At 69.3% G+C, this 16,623-nt stretch carries 16 protein-coding genes and 2 pseudogenes; 7 read left to right on the forward strand and 11 right to left on the reverse strand.

The genetic code is table 11. The features are described from left to right. Window positions 1-96: 96 nt before the first annotated feature. On the reverse strand, window positions 97-639 hold the full coding sequence (locus OHO83_RS06245) for an FABP family protein (RefSeq protein WP_266678039.1): 543 nt from the start codon (window positions 637-639) through the stop codon (window positions 97-99). A 137-nt stretch (window positions 640-776) separates the two neighbouring features. Between OHO83_RS06245 and OHO83_RS06250 the strand changes: the two genes are divergently transcribed. Both OHO83_RS06250 and OHO83_RS06255 read left to right on the forward strand, forming a co-directional pair. Next, window positions 777-1,100 carry a hypothetical protein gene (locus OHO83_RS06250; protein WP_266678037.1) on the forward strand — a complete coding sequence of 108 codons (324 nt, stop codon included), beginning with the start codon at window positions 777-779 and terminating at the stop codon, window positions 1,098-1,100. Between the two features lie 174 nt (window positions 1,101-1,274). Continuing rightward, window positions 1,275-2,762, forward strand: coding sequence for an arylsulfatase (locus tag OHO83_RS06255; RefSeq protein ID WP_266678035.1), 1,488 nt, complete (start codon window positions 1,275-1,277; stop codon window positions 2,760-2,762). A 42-nt stretch (window positions 2,763-2,804) separates the two neighbouring features. On the opposite strand, the gene OHO83_RS06260 is transcribed toward OHO83_RS06255, so the two are convergent. Continuing rightward, window positions 2,805-3,572 carry a glucose 1-dehydrogenase gene (locus OHO83_RS06260; protein WP_266678033.1) on the reverse strand — a complete coding sequence of 256 codons (768 nt, stop codon included), beginning with the start codon at window positions 3,570-3,572 and terminating at the stop codon, window positions 2,805-2,807. A gap of 142 nt (window positions 3,573-3,714) precedes the next feature. Here OHO83_RS06260 and OHO83_RS06265 point away from each other — a divergent pair, with 142 nt between their 5' ends. Both OHO83_RS06265 and OHO83_RS06270 read left to right on the forward strand, forming a co-directional pair. Further along, window positions 3,715-5,682: a hypothetical protein gene (locus OHO83_RS06265; protein WP_266678032.1), complete on the forward strand. Its 1,968-nt coding sequence runs from the start codon at window positions 3,715-3,717 to the stop codon at window positions 5,680-5,682. 64 nt (window positions 5,683-5,746) lie between these two features. Then, entirely contained in the window at window positions 5,747-6,445 is a 699-nt protein-coding gene (locus OHO83_RS06270) for a FadR/GntR family transcriptional regulator (protein WP_266678030.1), read from the forward strand. Window positions 6,446-6,473: 28 nt separating this feature from the next. Here the strand turns inward: OHO83_RS06270 and OHO83_RS06275 are convergent, their stop codons facing one another. The 3 genes from OHO83_RS06275 to OHO83_RS06285 all read right to left on the reverse strand — a co-directional run bounded on the left by OHO83_RS06275 (window position 6,474) and on the right by OHO83_RS06285 (window position 11,316). Next, window positions 6,474-8,540 (reverse strand): SpoIIE family protein phosphatase, encoded by a 2,067-nt coding sequence (locus OHO83_RS06275; RefSeq protein WP_266678028.1) that lies wholly within the window; start codon window positions 8,538-8,540, stop codon window positions 6,474-6,476. A gap of 178 nt (window positions 8,541-8,718) precedes the next feature. Then, window positions 8,719-10,263 carry a long-chain-fatty-acid--CoA ligase gene (locus OHO83_RS06280; protein ID WP_266678026.1) on the reverse strand — a complete coding sequence of 515 codons (1,545 nt, stop codon included), beginning with the start codon at window positions 10,261-10,263 and terminating at the stop codon, window positions 8,719-8,721. A 201-nt stretch (window positions 10,264-10,464) separates the two neighbouring features. Then, window positions 10,465-11,316 (reverse strand): acyl-CoA thioesterase, encoded by an 852-nt coding sequence (locus tag OHO83_RS06285; protein WP_266678024.1) that lies wholly within the window; start codon window positions 11,314-11,316, stop codon window positions 10,465-10,467. A gap of 223 nt (window positions 11,317-11,539) precedes the next feature. On the opposite strand from OHO83_RS06285, the gene OHO83_RS06290 reads away from it, so the two are divergent. Together OHO83_RS06290 and OHO83_RS06295 are read left to right on the forward strand one after the other, a co-directional pair. Then, entirely contained in the window at window positions 11,540-12,031 is a 492-nt protein-coding gene (locus tag OHO83_RS06290) for a GNAT family N-acetyltransferase (protein ID WP_266678022.1), read from the forward strand. Window positions 12,032-12,078: 47 nt separating this feature from the next. Then, window positions 12,079-12,811, forward strand: a pseudogene (locus OHO83_RS06295) (transposase); the annotation flags it as partial. Window positions 12,812-12,877: 66 nt separating this feature from the next. Here OHO83_RS06295 and OHO83_RS46895 read toward each other — a convergent pair. After that, complete coding sequence (locus OHO83_RS46895; RefSeq protein WP_353963513.1) at window positions 12,878-13,348, reverse strand: cytochrome P450; 471 nt, start codon at window positions 13,346-13,348, stop codon at window positions 12,878-12,880. Window positions 13,349-13,589: 241 nt separating this feature from the next. Here OHO83_RS46895 and OHO83_RS06300 point away from each other — a divergent pair. Then, window positions 13,590-13,746 (forward strand): annotated as a pseudogene (locus tag OHO83_RS06300) (DUF6131 family protein). 112 nt (window positions 13,747-13,858) lie between these two features. Here OHO83_RS06300 and OHO83_RS06305 read toward each other — a convergent pair. Genes OHO83_RS06305 through OHO83_RS06330 form a run of 5 tightly spaced genes read right to left on the reverse strand, consistent with a single transcriptional unit; the run spans window position 13,859 to window position 16,617 of the window. Next, complete coding sequence (locus tag OHO83_RS06305; protein WP_116501129.1) at window positions 13,859-14,137, reverse strand: gas vesicle protein K; 279 nt, start codon at window positions 14,135-14,137, stop codon at window positions 13,859-13,861. Beyond that, window positions 14,134-14,364, reverse strand: coding sequence for a gas vesicle protein (locus OHO83_RS06310; protein WP_266678019.1), 231 nt, complete (start codon window positions 14,362-14,364; stop codon window positions 14,134-14,136). The genes OHO83_RS06305 and OHO83_RS06310 overlap by 4 nt, the downstream gene beginning before the upstream one ends. Before the next feature lie 3 nt (window positions 14,365-14,367). Continuing rightward, the gene (locus OHO83_RS06320; RefSeq protein WP_266678017.1) at window positions 14,368-15,171 is read right to left on the reverse strand and encodes a GvpL/GvpF family gas vesicle protein; all 804 of its coding nucleotides are present in this window, start codon (window positions 15,169-15,171) and stop codon (window positions 14,368-14,370) included. A gap of 50 nt (window positions 15,172-15,221) precedes the next feature. Next, on the reverse strand, window positions 15,222-15,566 hold the full coding sequence (locus OHO83_RS06325; RefSeq protein ID WP_266678015.1) for a gas vesicle protein: 345 nt from the start codon (window positions 15,564-15,566) through the stop codon (window positions 15,222-15,224). After that, the gene (locus OHO83_RS06330) at window positions 15,559-16,617 is read right to left on the reverse strand and encodes an SRPBCC family protein (protein ID WP_330278856.1); all 1,059 of its coding nucleotides are present in this window, start codon (window positions 16,615-16,617) and stop codon (window positions 15,559-15,561) included. The genes OHO83_RS06325 and OHO83_RS06330 overlap by 8 nt, the downstream gene beginning before the upstream one ends. Between the last annotated feature and the right edge of the window lie 6 nt (window positions 16,618-16,623).

Consider the following 16,623-nt stretch of genomic DNA (forward strand, 5'->3'; position numbering starts at 1 on the left):
AACCACCGGGTGGCCACTTTCTGCCAACCCTTCACGTGAATGCCCTTGCCCTAAGTCCCGTGTCCGCGACGGCCGTTGACCCGATCGACCCGTGAGCTAGGCCTCGCGCCGCAGCCGTGCCGACAGATGGTGCTGGAGCGGCATGCCGACGGCCTCGAGGTCGTGGGTGAACATGAGGGTGCCGTCGTCGGCCAGCGCGTAGCGGCGGCGCGTGGCCTTGACCTCCTTGGCGGTGGGGGTGAGCGCCACCTGGTCGGTGGAGAGGTCGACCGTGTTGCCGTCCGCGGAACCGACGGCGATCTCCGCGATGCCGGTCGGCTGCGTGATCAGCGCCTCCACCCGGCCCTCGGGCTGGAGCCGCCACCAGCCGCTCTCCCGGGCCGACGGCCGCAGCGGCGCACCGTCGCCGTCGAGCAGCCAGGCCCGGGCCTCGAAACGCAGGAACGGCCGGCCGTCGTGGCTGAGGACGACCTCCTGCCCGTACGTGAAGTCCCCGTCGAGCGTGGGGTATCCGCCCTGGCCGCGGCCACGCCAGGTGCCCAGGAGGCCCAGCACGGGCGCCAGCAGCGGGTGCGGGGCGGGAGCCTCCTGCGGGCTGGTGCTGTCGGGGTACGGGTGGGCCGGTGCGGGGTCGTACACGGTGCGCGCTCCTGAGGTCGTGGCCTGTGCCTCGTGAAGCCTAGGGCGTCGCCCCGGGTGAGGCCCGGACCCGTCCATCGGACGTTTGTCGCCGACGTGTCTGATCTTCTGACGCACACGGACGGGGAGAAGGACGCGTGCTGAACGAGACGGTTTTCCGGAGCGGGGAAGTGCCGACGGCGGACCGTCTGGCGTACTGGGCGGAGCGGGTGGGGCGGACCCACGCGCCGGTGCGGATGACCAGCGACCGCGCCCATGGCTTCCCGGCCACCCAGCGGGTCCTCGACCTCGGTGCGGTGTCCGTGTGGCCTGCCACGTTCCGGCAGCTGGTCATCCGGCGCACACCGAAGCTGATCCGCCGCTCCGACCCGGAGCTGTTCCACCTCTCGCTGCTGGTGGACATCACGCCGACGGAGTACCGGAGCCGGGCCGCCGCCGCGGGCACGTCGCCGCGCTGCTGAGCGCGTCATGACTTCTTGTCGCCAAGTCGACAGCGCCGGCCCGACCTGATCGCCCGTCCGACCAGATCGCGCGCGCACCCTGTTCGGGTCGGCCCGCTCCAGGCATGATCGTCACCGTCGCCCACCCGTCGGCGGTGACCGGGGCCGACGGGATTCCCGGACCCGGAGCTCCTCTTGCGCCAGCCCAATGTCGTACTGATCTGTGTGGACCAGTGGAGGGGCGACTGCCTCTCCGCCGCGGGCCACCCCGACGTCCACACCCCTCACCTGGACGAACTCGCGGGCGAAGGCGTGCGTTTCGACCGCGCCTACTCCGCGACGCCGACCTGTGTCCCCGCCCGCGTGGCCCTCTTCACCGGCCAGTCACAGGAGCGGCACGGTCGGGTCGGCTACCGCGAGGGGGTGCCCTTCGAGCAGGTCCACCCGGTGACGCTGCCGGGCGAGTTCCGGCGCGGCGGCTACCAGACGCAGGCCGTCGGCAAGATGCACGTCTTCCCGGAGCGCGCCCGCCTCGGCTTCGACGACGTGCGGCTGCACGACGGCTATCTGCACCACGCCCGCAGGCGTCACAGCCGTAACTTCGAGTTCTTCGACGACTACGTGCCCTGGCTGCGCCGCCAGCCCGGGATGACGCCGGCCGCCGACTACGCGGACCACGGCGTCAGCTGCAACTCCATCGTCGCGCGCCCCTGGGACAAGCCCGAGGCGCTCCATCCGACGACGTGGGCGGTGACCGAGGCGATCGAGTGGCTGCCGCGCCGGGATCCCACCAAGCCGTTCTTCCTCTACCTGTCGTTCCACCGGCCGCACCATCCGTACGACCCGCCCGAGTGGGCCTTCGACCAGTACATGGCCCTCGACCCGTACGAACCCGTGGTCGGTGACTGGGTCGACGACTATGCGCCGTACCGCAAGGACGGCTTCCACGAGGCCGCCGTCGGCGTGATCGATCCGCGTCTGGTCCACCGGGCACGGGCGGGCTACTACGGGCACATGGCGCATATCGACCTGCAGATCAAGCGGTTCCGCGAGGCGCTGGTCGAGGCGGGTCTCGGTGACGACACGATGTTCTGCTTCGTGTCGGACCACGGCGAGATGATGGGCGACCACCACATGTTCCGCAAGGCACTCGGCTTCGAGGGCTCGGCGCGGGTGCCGATCCTGATGAACCTCGCGCCGTCGATGCGCGGCGGAGCGGGCGGTTCGGTGGCCGACGAGGTCGTGGAACTGCGCGACGTGATGCCGACGCTGCTGGAGGCGGCGGGACTTCCGGTGCCGGACAGTGTCGACGGGCGCAGCCTGCTGCCGTTCCTGCGCGGTGAACGCCCGGACGACTGGCGGGAGTATCTGCACGGCGAGCACACCTATCTGGGGCAGTCGCTGCAGTGGGTGACCGACGGGCGGCACAAGTATCTGTGGATGTCGGGCGACGGGCACGAGCAGCTCTTCGACCTCGCCGAGGATCCGAAGGAGTTGGTGAACCTGGCGCGGCGGCCCGAGCACGCCGCGCTGCTGGAGCGCTGGCGCGGACGGCTGATCGACGCGCTGCGCGACCGCGAGGAGGGCTTCGTGGACGGCGGCGAACTGGTGACGGGCCGGCCGGTGGTCACCGAACTGCGGCACACCCGGGAGCGCATCGCCGCCGCGACCGGGGTCGGCTGATCCCCGGCCGACCGGTCACGGCGGCTCCCCCCGTGGCGGAGATCAGGCGAACCGCACGCCGAGCCCGCCGTCCACGGCCCACTCCGCCCCGGTGACGAAGGACGCCGCGTCGGACGCGAGGAAGCACACCACTTCGGCGACCTCCTCGGGGGTGCCGATGCGGCCCAGCGGATGGACGTCGAGCGTCTTGCGCTCGGCGTCCCGGTCCGGGTTCTGGTCGAAGTACTCGTCGACCAGGGCCGTCCTGATGTAACCGGGGCTGACCGCGTTGACCCGTACGCCGTGAGGCGCGACCTCCAGAGCCATCGAGCGGGTCAGCCCGACGAGACCGGACTTGGCCGCCGCGTACGGGTACATGCCGGCGCAGGTCAGCTTGGCGTGCAGGGACGCGATGTTCACGATCGCCCCGCTGCCCCGCTCGATCATCGACGGCAGGGTGTGCTTCGCGCACAGGAAGGCCGCCTTCAGGTCGACGTCGAAGACCTGGTCCCACTCGGCCTCGGTCATCGCGACGGGGTCGGCGTAGACGTTGCGCCCAGCGTTGTTGACCAGGATGTCGACCGGTCCGAGCGCGGCGGCCACGTCGTTCACGGCGTCGGCGACCGACCGCCCGTCCGTGACGTCGACCCGGCGGAAGGCCACGCGGGCACCCTTGCCGGCGAGTTCGTCGCGCAGCGCCGCTCCGGCCTCCTCGTCCAGGTCGAGGAACGCCACGGCCGCGTCCTCGCGCACGGCCGTCTCGACGACCGCCCGGCCGATGCCGCGCGCCCCGCCCGTCACCAGGACCACCCGGTCCGCCAACCGCCCCATCGCCACTCCTCGTTCGCTCCGCCTGCCCGGACGCTCATCCGGCTTTTGGTAACCCTTGACAGCTTAGCTGCTAAGTAGCGACGCTAGGGGTCGCCCCGCGCCGCGCCCCCCGGCCGGGCCCCGAGACCGAAGGTGCGAACGAGTGACCTCACGCTATGTGCTCCGCCTCCAGGTGGATCCGGCCGACGATCCGAAGCAGGCCGGCGACAGGCTGCTGGCCCTGGCGCGGGAGGCGCGGGCCGAGGAGATCTGCGTATTCCTCTTCGGCCTGGAGTTCAACGACGGCCACGAGAGCCTCGACCGCGTCGCGCACTGGCTGGCGGCCACGCGGCCGTGGCGCACCCGGCTCCGCGCCGAAGGCGTCGCCGTGAGCCTCAACCCCGGCCACACCGTGGGCCACAGCGACTGGGCCCGCTCCCTCGAGCCCGGCCAGACGTGGCAGACGATGACCGACCAGCACGGGACGGCCGCCGCCGTGCAGGTGTGCCCGCTCGACCCGGCCTGGCGCGCATACTTCGCGCAGACCCTGCGTCTCTACGCCGCCGAGGACGTCGACACGGTGTGGATCGAGGACGACATCCGGCTGCACAACCACCGCCCGCTCGACTGGGGCGGCTGCTTCTGCCCGCTCCACCTGGCCGAGTTCGCCCGCCGCACCGGGATCACGACGACGCGGGAGGAACTGGTCGCGGCCTGCACCGCGCCCGGCGACCCGCACCCCTGGCGGGAACGGTGGCTCGACTTCTGGGACACCACCCAGCGCGAACTCCTCGGGTCCTGGCGGGAGATTCTCGGGGACCGGCTCGGCCTCATGTCCTCGCGCACGGACTCCCACGCCGCCGAGGGCCGCGACTGGCAGGCCTGGCTCGACCTCCCCACCGTGCACCGACCGCACTTCTGGGGCTACTCGGACGGCGCCGGACCCGAACTGCCGCGCGCGATTCAGCAGTTGGACATGCAGCGCGCGGTGCAGCCCACCGGCCTGCGCAGCTTCCCCGAGATCGAGTGCTGGCCCTACGGACAGTGGAACAAGTCCTTCCGCCAGACGGGCGCGCAGATGTCCCTGGCCCACATCCTCGGCAGCGACGGCCTCGCGATCAGCCTCTACGACTTCCTCGGCAACCACCCCGACGACGAACCCCGCCGCGCCGCGTTCCTCGCGGAGTGGCGGGACACCTTCGACTGGCTGTCGGAGACGTTCCCCAAGACCTTCCGCACGGTCGGCGTCGGGCTGCCCTGGTCGGAGCGCACCGGCAGGCACACCCACACGGAGCGTGCGGGCTGGCAGTCCCTCGTCGTCCCGCACGGCTCATGGGCCGGACTGCTCGGCGCCGCGGGCCACGCCGTCACCGCCCGGGGCGGAGCGAGCGTCAACGCCCTTTCGGGCGAGGCGACTTGGGCCTTCGGTGACGCCGAACTGCGCGAGTGGCTCAGCCAGGGACTCCTGCTCGACTCGGTGGCGGCCCGGATCCTCTTCGAGCGCGGCTACGGCCCGCTGATCGGCGCGACCGGAGCGAGGCGGTCCCCCGAGGGCCACGCCCGCGAGATCTGCACCGACCCCGAGTTCTCGCTGCGCCCCGGCTGCGCGATCTCCCTGGACACCGAGAGCTACGACCGCTCCACCGTGGTCGCGTTCGACCCCGCGCCGGACGCGCGCGTCGCCAGCGTCGTCCGCGACCAGCTCGACCGTGAGAGGGGCAGCGGACTCGTCCTGTACGAGAACGCGCTGGGCGGCCGGGTCGCCGTCACGCCCTGGCCCGCGCACACCCCCGGCATGACCTTGATGAACGCGCAGCGCGAGGCCCAGTTGGGCGCCGTGCTCGACTGGCTGTCGCGGGGCGCGCACGCGCGGGCCACGGGACATCCGTGGCTCGTCACACAGGCGTTGACCGACGGCACCCACTGGCGCGTCGTGGTGTGGAACGCGTCGCCGGACGAGGCCGACGACTTCCGGCTCCGGCTGCCGCAGGGCATGCCGGAACCGCGCTCGGTGGTCCAGGTGACGGCCCGGGGCGAACGCCTCACCGCCGCCTGGCGCGACGGCCGCCCACTGCTGTCGCGCCCGCTCGGGCAGTGGGAGTACGTGGTGCTGAGCAGCGCACACGCCTGATTCCCGCCGTGACGCCGACGGTACGCTGGGGCCCGCCCGGCACATCCCCCGAAGGAGTTCCCACGTGGCAGTGCGCCGCACCACGCTGTTCGACCAGGTCGCCGGCGAGATCGTCGATCTGATCGAGGAGTCGGGGCTCGAGCCCGGCGACGACGTGCCCTCGGAGGGCGAACTCGCGGCCAGGTTCGGGGTCAACCGGCTCGCGGTGCGCGAGGCGATCCGGGTGCTGTCCGCCCGCGAGATCCTCGTGTCGAGCCAGGGCCGGCCGGCCAGGGTCAACGTCCCCTCGGCGCGGGTGTTCGGGCAGATCCTCCAATTCCGCCTGCGCCAGCAGTCGTTGGAGGTCGCCGACGTCCTGGACGCGCGCGGCGCGATCGAGGGAGCGCTGGCATCCCGCGCGGCGGCCCGGGTCGCGTCCGGCGAGGCCTCGGCGGACGCGGCCGGCACCCTGCTCGACGAGATGGAGGACGCCGTCGAGGACCGCGACCGCTTCGTGGCCCTCGACCTCGCCTTCCACCACGAGATCGCCCGCATGGCCGGGAACGGCATGCTGGAACTCGTCCTGGAATCGCTCTCGGACATCCTCACCGCGCACCGGCTCGCCAGCTACGAGGGGAGGTCCCGCCGGGGCGACAGCCAACGGGCGACGATCACGGCCCACCGGCGGATCCTGGCCGCCATCGCATCGGGCGCCCCGGAGGAAGCCGTGGCGGCCATGGCGGCCCACCTCGACGAGACCGGCGAGGACCTCGCCGTGTCCTAGGCACGGCCGCCTACCCAGTTCTTTTGTGTCACCTACCGCCGGGCGGCTCCGGCTCCGTCTCCACGAACTCGCACCACACCGCCTTCCCCTCACCCCGCGGCTCGACACCCCAACAGTCCGCGACCGCGTCGACGAGCAGCAGCCCGCGACCCGATGTCGCGGCCTCGCCCGGTGTGCGGCGGCGCGGGAACACGCTCGACCGGTCCTTGACCCAGAGCCGGACGCGCCGGGCCGGTCCCGGCAGCACTTCGAGGGTGATGACGGCGCCGGCCTCCGTGTGCAGGAGCGCGTTCACCATCAGCTCACCGGCGGCGAGCTCCACGTCGTCCGCCACCGCGCCGAATCCCCAGTCCTCCAGGGCACTTCGCAGCGCCGTGCGGGTCTCGGCGAGCCCCTGGGGGTCCGCGGTGTGGAGGTACTGGTGGATGCGCGGCGCGAGCGGAGTGCCCTGGTCGAGGTCCCGGCACAGGACGAGCAGCGCCACGTCATCGGCGGTCGGCCTGACCTGCGACACCCGCTCCGACAGACGCTCGGCGACGGCGCACGCCCGGACGGGCCCGTTGCGCACCGCTTCGGTCACGGCCTGCACGCCTGCCGCGATGTCGCGCCCCGGATGCTCGACGAGGCCGTCGGTGAACAGGACGATCGCCTCGCCGGGCAGCAGGTCGAGCCGCGTCTCGGGGTACTCCTCCTGCTCGAACTCCGTCGCCAGGCCCAACGGGAGCCCGCCGCGCACCGGCGGGGTGCTGACGCGGCCGTCGGCGTGCCGGAGCACCGGTTCCATGTGGCCGGCCCTGATGGCCCGTACGTCTCCGGTGGCGGGGTCGACCTGGGCGTACGTGCAGGTGGCGAAGCGGTCGGTGTCGAGCTCGGCGAGGAAGCGCGAGGCACGCGCGATGACCGTGGACGGCGGGTGGCCCTCGCCCGCGTAGGCGCGCAGCGCGATGCGCAACTGGCCCATGACGGCGGCGGCCTGGGTGTCGTGCCCCTCGACGTCACCGACGACTACGCCGATCCTGCGTCGGGGCAGTGAGATCACGTCGTACCAGTCGCCGCCCACCTGTCGGCCGCTGCCCGCGGCGTGGTAGCGGGCGGCGATCTCGACGCCCGGGAACTTGGGGATGTGCTGGGGCAGCATGGTCGACTGGAGCCCCGTCGCGAAGTCGCGTTCGCCGTCGAAGAGGATGGCCCGCTGGAGGGACTGGGCGACGATGCCCGCTAGGCCGAGGCACAGGTCGCGGTCCTCGGCCGTGAACTCCTCGCGCCCCCGGAACAGCAGCGCGAGACCCCCGACGGAGCGGGCCTGGGCGACCAGCGGCAGGAACGCGGCGGCGTCCAGATCAAGGCGCTCGGCGTACGGACCGAGACGCGGGAAGGCGTCGGCGAGTTCGCGCAGGGAGGTCACGAAACGCGGGCGCTGGGTGATCACCGCCTCGGCGAGGGGCAGCGACTCGTCGATGCGGTGCAGCTTGAGTTCGTCGAGCTCGGGCGTCGACTCGCCCGCCAGGGCGACGAGTTGGAGCGTGTCGCCCTCGACGAGACCGAGGACGAGTCCGTCGGCCCCGAAGAGTTCGAGCCCGCCCTCGCCGGTGAGGACGGCGGTCACGTCGGCCACCGTCATGGCCCGGGACAGGGCGTCGGCGGTGGCCTGGAGGACGGTGGTCATCCGCTGCCACCCCGCGAGCTGTACGGGGCTGGTCATGGCGAGCTGGGCACGGTCCCCGTCGGCGTCGCGCACGATGCCGACCACGTGCCGGGGTGTGCCGTGCTCGTCCCTGAGGATCCGGCCCCGCAGATGGGTCCACTGCTCCCGGCCGTCGCGGCGCCGTACGCGGAAGTAGGCACCGTAGGAGGAGCGTCCCGCGTGGATCGCCGACATCGCGGCGGCGCCCGTCCGGGCGCCCTCCTCGGGGGAGACGCGCGACAGCAGGGACTCGGGCCGGCCGTCGTACTCATCGGGTCCGATGTCGTACACGGCGAGGCCCGCCGCGTCGAGCTCGAAGGTCCCCTCCGACAGGTCCCACTCGAAGGTGCCCACACGGTTCAGCGCAAGGCGCTCCCCCAGGCCGATCTCCGCCCTGCGCCTTCCTGCCATGCGTTCGCTCCGGAGAAGTGAGCAAGGACCCCGGCCGGCCGGGCCGGTCGCCTCCCGCGCTCCGTCCGGCCCCGCGCCGTCGACGACGGGAACCCTCCGAGCATAACTTTGGGGCCTTTGTCACGCATTTCCAGGCCAGGTCCCCGGGCCTGGCACCGCCCACCGGCTTAACGGTCGTTCAATCGACGCGATGGGTGAGTTCCTGGCGAAGGACCCGCTTGAGGATCTTGCCGCTGGGGTTGCGGGGCAGCTCCGCCACGAAGTGGACGATCCGCGGCTTCTTGTACGAGGCGATGCGCTCGCGCGTGAAGTCGATGAGGTCCTGCGCGGTGACCGCGTCCGCCCCGGGCCGCCGCACGACGGCGGCGGTGACGGCCTCACCCCACTTGTCGTCGGGGGTACCGAAGACGGCCACGTCCAGGACACCGGGGTGCTCGGCGAGCACGGACTCGACCTCGATCGGATACACGTTCTCTCCGCCCGTGATCACCATGTCCTTCATCCGGTCGGTGATGAACAGGTAGCCGTCCTTGTCGAGGTAGCCGGCGTCGCCGGTCCTGAGCCAGCCGTCGGCGGTGAACAGCGCCTCGTTCTCCTCGGGCCGTTTCCAGTAGCCCGGGGTGACCTGGTGGGAGCGGGTGAGGATCTCCCCCACCACTCCCGGCGCCACATGATCTCCGGTGACCGGGTCCGCGACGGCCACCTCGACGCCGGGCCACACGTTGCCCGCCGAACGCAGGAGCGCGGAGCGCGGTCCGTCCACGACGTGGTCCTCGGGCAGCAACCGCACGGCGGAGCCGGTCGTCTCGGTCAGACCGTACTTCTGGTAAAAACCGCAGCCGAAGATCTCCATGGAGCGGCGCAGCAGAACGGGCGTGATCGGCGAGGCCCCGTAGACGATCAACCGGAGCGCGGAGAAGTCGCGTTCGCGGATGTCGGGCAGCGTCGTCAGCACGTGGAGCACGGCGGGCACGAAGAAGACGTGCGTGACCCGGTGGCGCTCCATGAGGTCGACCACGGCGGACGGCACGAGGTCGGGGACCAGCACCGTGTGGGCGCCCGCGGCGAGCGCGTTCACCAGCCAGCCGGTCCCGGCGATGTGGAAGACAGGCATGACGTTCAGGGAGACGGACGCGGTCGTCCAGCCCATCTCACGCAACTGGGCTTCATCCGCGGAGCAGTTGTTCAGCGTGAGCTGGACACCCTTGGGCAGCCCGGTGGTGCCGGAGGTGTACAGCTGGAGGAAGACCGCGTCCTCGCTCCCGGCACCCGGATCGGCGTCACCCGCCGCGGCCAGCCAGTTCTCGTACGTGCACTCACCCGCGTCCGCCCCGCTCTCGGTGACGAGGGTGATGCCGGGCAGCGCGGCCCGCACCGCACGCGCTCCGGGCAGGAATTCGGTCTGGGTCAGGACGATCCCGAGTTCGGCGTCCTGGGCGACCGCGACCAGTTCGGGCCCGGCAAGGCGCCAGTTCAGCGGGGTGGCGACGAAGCCCGCCTTGGCACAGCCCATCAGGAGCTCCGCCGAGAGGACTCCGGGGCGGACGAGATAGCCGACGCGCGTGCCCCGGGGCAGACCCGCGGCGAGGAGTGCCTGCGCGACTCGGTTGCCGCGCCGTTCGAGCTCGGCGTAGGTCAGCGTCCGGGAACCTTCTGTCACGGCGGGAGCGCCAGGGGTGAGCGCGGCGTGCTGTCGTACGGCGTCGGGCAGGAACGGGCCCATGCGGGAGTCCTCCATCGGCGTCGGCTTCGGCGAGTGGTCGCAGGACAGGCGCGGACCGTGAGCATCGCGGCCCCACAGCACGGCGTCAATGCGTTGAACGCACGCAAGAGGGCGCCGTCCGGGTGACGGCGTTCCCGGGGCGCAGCGGATCGAGCAGTCGAGGCGGCAGCTGGAGGCCTTCGCCGGTGACGCGGGCCAGGGCTAGGCCCTGGCCCGCAGCAGCGCCTCCTGGACCACCGACGCGACGAGCTGCCCGCGCCGGTCCCAGAACTCGCCGTACGCCAGAGTGCGTCCGTCGCCGGCGAGGCGGCTGCGGCAGGCGTACAGGAGCCACTCGTCGGCACGGAACGGGCGGTGGAACCACATGGCGTGGTCCAGCGAGGCGAGGACGACACCGACCGGCCGCGGTTCGCCGTACGGCACGAGCGCCGTGGGGGCCAGTGGCGCGTCGGAGATGTACGCGAGGGCGCAGGCATGCAGCGCGGGGTCGTCGGGGAGCGCGCCGACCGAGCGAAACCAGGCGAAGCGTTCGATCTGCCCCTCGTCCGGACCGACGGCGTCCGGCACCTGCCGGCACTCCACCGCCGTACGCAGCGGATGCGTCGCCGGACGGAACGCGAAGCCGTCGTCGAGGCCTTCGGGACCCGGGACGTCCGGCATACCGGGCTGCCGCCGACTCCCCTCCGGCTGCGGCAGTTTGAAGGACACGCTCATCGTGAGCGCCTCCTTGCCGCCCTGCGACGCGGTCACCTGGCGCACGGAGTAGCTGCGCCCGTCCCGGACCGCGTCGGACACGTACCTCGTGGGAAGTTCGGGCGTGACGGCGCGCAGGAAGTAGGCGTGCAGGGAGTGCACGGACCGGTCGTCCTCGACGGTGCGGTACGCCGCGGCCAGGGCCTGGCCGACGACCGCTCCTCCATAGGCGCGCTCCTGCGCGCGGCCACCGTGGCAGTAGCCCTCGAAGACGCCCGACCCGACGTCCACCAGGGCAAGGCGCTCGCCCTTGCCGAGGGGGCCGAAGGGCTGCGCCTGGTCAAGAACTCCGTTGATCATTCGTTAAGTGTGTAGGCCATACACTTGCCTGTCCACCCTCCTCGATCAACGCAGCACGACTGTGTGCGGCACGGCACCACGCACACCACCCCGGACGTGAAGCAATCCGGATCACGAGACACCAAGGCTTGTCCCGTAAACGATCTCTGTGGCGTGGTGGTTGGTTGGAAACCTGTCGGGAGGACGGTGGACGGCCACAGGTCGCTCGGGGACCATGGCCTGCATGCCAACGTGGACTATCAAGGCGGAGCCTGTCATTGGCGCGGATGTCGATGAGGTGATGCGGGAGTACTTCACCGAGATGGGGCGGCGGGTGCTGGGGCGCCCAGGTACAGAGGCAGAGCTGCAAGCGGTGCTTGCTGAAGATCCTCACCATGCGCTCAGCCCGCCCGACGGCGAGTTTCTCGTTGCGCGCGGGGATGAGGGTGAGTTCCTGGGCTGCGCAGGGTTGCGGCTGCTCAGAGGTGCTCCGGAGACTGCGGAGCTCAAGCGGATGTTCGTGCGCCCCGCTGGGCGGGGAGCGGGGTTGGGCCGGGGCCTCCTCCTCGCCGTCGAGCAATCAGCCAGGAGGCTGGGCGCTGCCCGGATCGTGTGCGAGACCAACACCCAACTCACTGAGGCACGGGCTTTGTACACCAGGCACGGTTACGAGGAAACCGGACCCTACGAAGGGCATGGCAAGGCGGATCACTGGTACGTCAAGGTCCTCAACTGAAGGACTGGGTGATCGAGATCGAGCCGTCCCCTTGGGATGATCTTGATGTGGCTGGCGTGATCACGGCGTCGGAGCCGACTTGGATAGCCCCTTTCAGCGGGCTGAGCCCGCGGGTCTTTGGGAAGTTGGTGAAGCAGCTACGCCGGGAGGAAGCGGACGCCTCGGTCCGGGGGCGGCCATGGAAGCTGCCGCTGGAGGATCGCCTGCTGCTGGTTACTGGCGCACCAACCTCACGCTGCGACAACTGGCCCCGCTGTTCGGGGTGTCGACCACCTCGGCCCGAAACTTGCGCTGCGGCAGCGCGAGCGGTTCGCCAAGGGTGCCGTCCTCATCGTGGACGGCACCCTGGTCCCCACCCGTGACCACTCAGTCGCGGAGCAGTCCAAGAACTATCGATACTCCACCAACCACCAAGTCGTCATCGACGCCGACAGCCGGCTCGTCGTCGTGGTCGGCCGGCCTCTTCCGGGCAACCGCAATGACTGCAAGGCATGGGCGGAATCCGGCGCCAGGGACGCGGTTGGTGCCACCACTACGATCGCGGACGGCGGCTATCCGGGTACCGGCCTGGTGATGCCGCATCGCCGCCGCACGGGCGAGGAACTTCCCGACTGGAAGGTCACACACAACACGTCCCACAAGCAGGTGAGAGCTCGCGTCGAGCACGTCTTCGCCCGCATGAAGTGCTGGAAGATTCTGCGTGATTGTCGCCTCAAGGGAGACGGCGTCCACCACGCCATGCGCGGCATCGCCCGCATGCACAACCTCAACCTCGCTGGATGGACAGCCCGTACCGCGACGGCCAACGGCACCCGACCATGCCGAAGATCGTTTACGGGACAAGTCTTAGTTCGGGCACTCAACCCAAATCGGGAGTTCGGCGAGGCCGTTCATGACCATAGCGTCGTGGAAACGCAGCGCTGACGGCTCCACGACCAGGCCGAAACTCGTTGTTCCCGAGGGAAACGCGCGCAGGGCCTGCGCCGCAATCAGGCGTGTGACTGGAATACCCAGGCATGAGTGCCGCCCGCGGCCGAACGTAAGATGTTCGAAATCCCGACCGCGAGTGGGGTCAAATCTGTGAGCATCCGGAAATGCTGACGTGCCCCTGTCGCAAACGTCCACACCAATGATGAGCAAAGTACCTGCTGGAACTGAGTACCCGCCTATCACGGAGGGTTCCTTCGTCATCCGATAGATACCTCGCGCAATCGGGCTCGCGTATCGCTGACGAATGGAATCCTCTGCCTGGCGCAAGATCCGAAGACGCAGAGTCTCGTACGCGATGACGAGGCGCTGCTGCCTGGCCTCGTCCATGAGGTGCCGGGGCGAACAGACGCGCTGGGAGCAGCCGGCATTCGCCCCTGCCCCGATGTCCAAGCAAGGAGCACTCCAAGGGCTCCTTCAACCGCTGACGCAATCATGACATTGGACGCCAGGTGCTTCCGCGAAGGCGCAAGAGCACAGCTCGCGCGAGGGGCGCGCCCCTGCTCAAAACTCCATTTCGGCGTCTGAACTCATGGGCATCCGGCGACCAGGGAGTTGAGCGGAGGACAAGATGATCATCCTCGGAGTTATTCTGCTCATCATCGGGCTTCTGGCAGGCATCAGCATTTCTCTGGACCATCGGAGGCATCCTGGTGATCATCGGAGTTGTGCTGTGGATTCTGGGGAGCGTCGGCCACGCAGTCGGCGGCCGACGGCCCTACTGGTGATCCATCTCGAGATCAACTTCTGCCGCATGTGCGGTCTACGCCACGAGATCGATGGTGCAGGTTCCACGTGATGCCCGGTACTCGAGTCGCTCGTAGGCCGCAGGCTGCAACATCAGCTCCGCGGCAGCAAGGTTCCGAGTGGCCCGAGGTCGAGGTTGAGATCCTCCGGCCGGACTCCGTGCTGCTCGCAGAGTTCTGCCATCCGCTGGTCGAGCAGCATCAGGGTGGTTCCGATCTCGTCAGCCTGCGCATCGCTGAGATCGCCTTGATCGACACGTCGAATTGCCTGCCGCTCCATCAATTGCCGGAGGAGCTCGACCACGGTGAGCACGAAGGCGACGAGGTCACGTCCCACCTTGTCGGAGTCAAGATCAAGTCGAGATCCGGTCACAACGGGCCTCCGTCCGCCCAGGGCGCCGGAACGCGTTCGTTGACGGACGACAACAGAGCATGAAGCGACAGGCGCACCAGGGGAACGTCGGCGATAGCGATGACCAGGTCGCCGCTGATGACCACCCCGGTGGCCAGGAGTCGGTCCAACAGATCGACGAGAGGCACCCCGATGGGGCCGTTTAGTGGCCCGGGGCTGTCCCAAGGCGCCACGTCGTCGTAGGTCACGGTCTACACCTCACCAATAAACGAGTAGGGCACCCACGGCCCCGACAGCTCGATCTCCACCCCGGTCCGTGCTCGCAACGACCGTGTCAGCAGGGCGAGTTCGTCGGCGCGCTGTTCGGCTACCAGATAGGTTGCATTGAGGACCTGGATCCGCCGTTCCACGGAGAGCTGGGGGGCATGCGGTCGCAATCTGCGGGACGCCGTGGCGAGGAGACGGACTTCGGAATCTACCGTTTCGGCAGCCTGCAGCGCCTCGTCCTGGCTCTGGTCGCGACGTTCCTGCACACCTCGCTTGCGCTCCAGGTAAGCAAGGCCGGCGCCGGGTGCCGGTCGGGACCGGTCGGCCGGCGCGGCCCTACGGCTCGAATCGTCCGGTGGGCAGGGTGGCGCGTACACCTTTACGCCCCATTCGGCATGGTGCGCGATGCGCCTTAGTGCTGCATGAAAGCGGTCCGCCTCGTTGGTAAGGGCGTCCCTCGCCCGCTGTTCATCGTGGTACAGCGTCGCCAGCGGCAAGGGCACTGTAGGGCAGCAGGCGGCAGCCGCAGTAACGACGTCATGGTGGGCGCGTGCGTAACGTTCCAGCTCCCGCTGGTCGGACAGGCGTGCCTGCCAGGCCTCGTCGGTGAAGTCGCGAGCTCGGACCTTCTGGACGATCGCAGTCAGTGTCTCCATCGGCAGAATGCTCACGAGCGCCTCGTCGGCGACTCCTGGCAGCCCGACGAAGGCCGCCGGGTCCGGGTTCCGGCAAACCGCGAACACGTAGGTGGCGTGGGCGTCCGAATGCTCAGGGCCGCGCTCCGTCATGTGCCTCGGTTCTCCTTGATCCTTGCTGGACGGGGAATTTCGCTGCGGGGTCACTTGGGTCGCTGCTCGGGCGATTCGTCCTTCGTTTTGGATTCGAGCACCTCCAGACGTTCTCGCAACGCGCGATTCTCGTCCTGCAGGGCGCTGCGGGAAGCGCGCGAGCTGAGTGCCGGATCGGTTTCCCACCAGTCGATTCCGGCCTTCTTCGCGGTATCTACGGAGGCCACGAACAGTCGGATCCGGATGGTGAGCAGCTCGATGTCGAGGAGTTCGATCTTGATATCCCCGGCGATCACGATCCCTTTATCGAGAACACGTTCGAGGATGTCGGCGAGATTGGCGGTCTGCGGGCCGGATGCGGTATAGGACGTCTGCCGCAAGTCGACGTCAGTCACGACGCCGCCTCTTTCCTCCTCGCTTCTTGGAAGCAGACTCGTCCTCGTCCTCCTCGTCCTCCTCCATCTCGTCTTCGTCCTCGTATTCGCCGTCGGCGTCGGATTCTTCGTCCTCCGCTCCCTCGTCCTCGCCCTCGCCCTCGTCCTCGTCCTCGTCCTCGTCCTCGTAGGCACCTTCGGCTTCGTCCTCGTAACCGGAGTCGGCGCCTTCCTGCTCTTCCTGCTCGGCGTCCTCTTCTTCCATGGCGTCCTCGTGCGACACGACGACTTCACCGTCACGGATTTCGCCGCGCCAGCCTTCGGGTTCTTCATTGGTGAGGCTGACGTACCGCTGGAAGTTCTTGAAGTCCAGTCGCATACGGCGCCCTTGGGCCCGCCATAGGTTGCCGGTCTTCTCGAAGAACCCTGATGGGTAGTACTCCACGACGAGGACGATTCGGGTCAGGGTGGGTGCCAGTTCATGGAAGCTGACCGCGCCGCGAGTGGTGCCCTTGGCTCCTTCGGAGGTCCAGACAATACGGTCGTCGGGAATCTGCTCCTGAACAGTCGCTTTGAAGCTTCGCGAGGATGGACCGACTTTAACCTTCCAATCGCTCCCGACCTCGTCACTCTTGGAGACGTCGCGAACACCCTTCGCGAAGCTGCTGAATTGGTCGTACTGCGTCCAATAGTCGTAAGCGTCGCGCAGGGGCACCCCTACATCGAGAACCTCGATGATGTTCATGACCTTGCCGCCGCTGGACTTGCGTTTCCCCTTCCCCCCGCCAAAGGCGTCCTTCACCTTCCCCACGACGTTGTCCTTGACGCCTTTTGCCTTTTCTGAAATGAATGCCTTCACCGGGGAGTCGCCCTGCAGGATGCGGGATCCTATCGCCGGAAGCGAACCGGACTCGGACGCGTCGGTGAGCTTCTCGGTCACGTCGGTCAGTTTCTCTCCCGCCTTCTCGGCGAGATTTTCCACTTGCGCGGAGAGGAACTTGGACAGCTCTTCGCGGAGCTGGTCCATACCCGAAGTTTCCTCAGTGGGTTGGTCTTTCTCCGTCTTGGTCATGGCTGA

This window comes from Streptomyces sp. NBC_00569 (genome assembly GCF_036345255.1).
GTDB lineage: Bacteria > Actinomycetota > Actinomycetes > Streptomycetales > Streptomycetaceae > Streptomyces.

Bases quoted from the DNA above. Each gene is read 5' to 3' on its own strand.
- OHO83_RS06260 (WP_266678033.1), bottom strand. From the start codon at position 3,572: ATGGGGCGGTTGGCGGACCGGGTGGTCCTGGTGACGGGCGGGGCGCGC.
- OHO83_RS06275 (WP_266678028.1), bottom strand. From the start codon at position 8,540: ATGGCAGGAAGGCGCAGGGCGGAGATCGGCCTGGGGGAGCGCCTTGCG.
- OHO83_RS06280 (WP_266678026.1), bottom strand. From the start codon at position 10,263: ATGGGCCCGTTCCTGCCCGACGCCGTACGACAGCACGCCGCGCTCACC.
- OHO83_RS06285 (WP_266678024.1), bottom strand. From the start codon at position 11,316: ATGATCAACGGAGTTCTTGACCAGGCGCAGCCCTTCGGCCCCCTCGGC.
- OHO83_RS06290 (WP_266678022.1), top strand. From the start codon at position 11,540: ATGCCAACGTGGACTATCAAGGCGGAGCCTGTCATTGGCGCGGATGTC.
- OHO83_RS46895 (WP_353963513.1), bottom strand. From the start codon at position 13,348: ATGGACGAGGCCAGGCAGCAGCGCCTCGTCATCGCGTACGAGACTCTG.
- OHO83_RS06320 (WP_266678017.1), bottom strand. From the start codon at position 15,171: ATGACGGAGCGCGGCCCTGAGCATTCGGACGCCCACGCCACCTACGTG.
- OHO83_RS06330 (WP_330278856.1), bottom strand. From the start codon at position 16,617: ATGACCAAGACGGAGAAAGACCAACCCACTGAGGAAACTTCGGGTATG.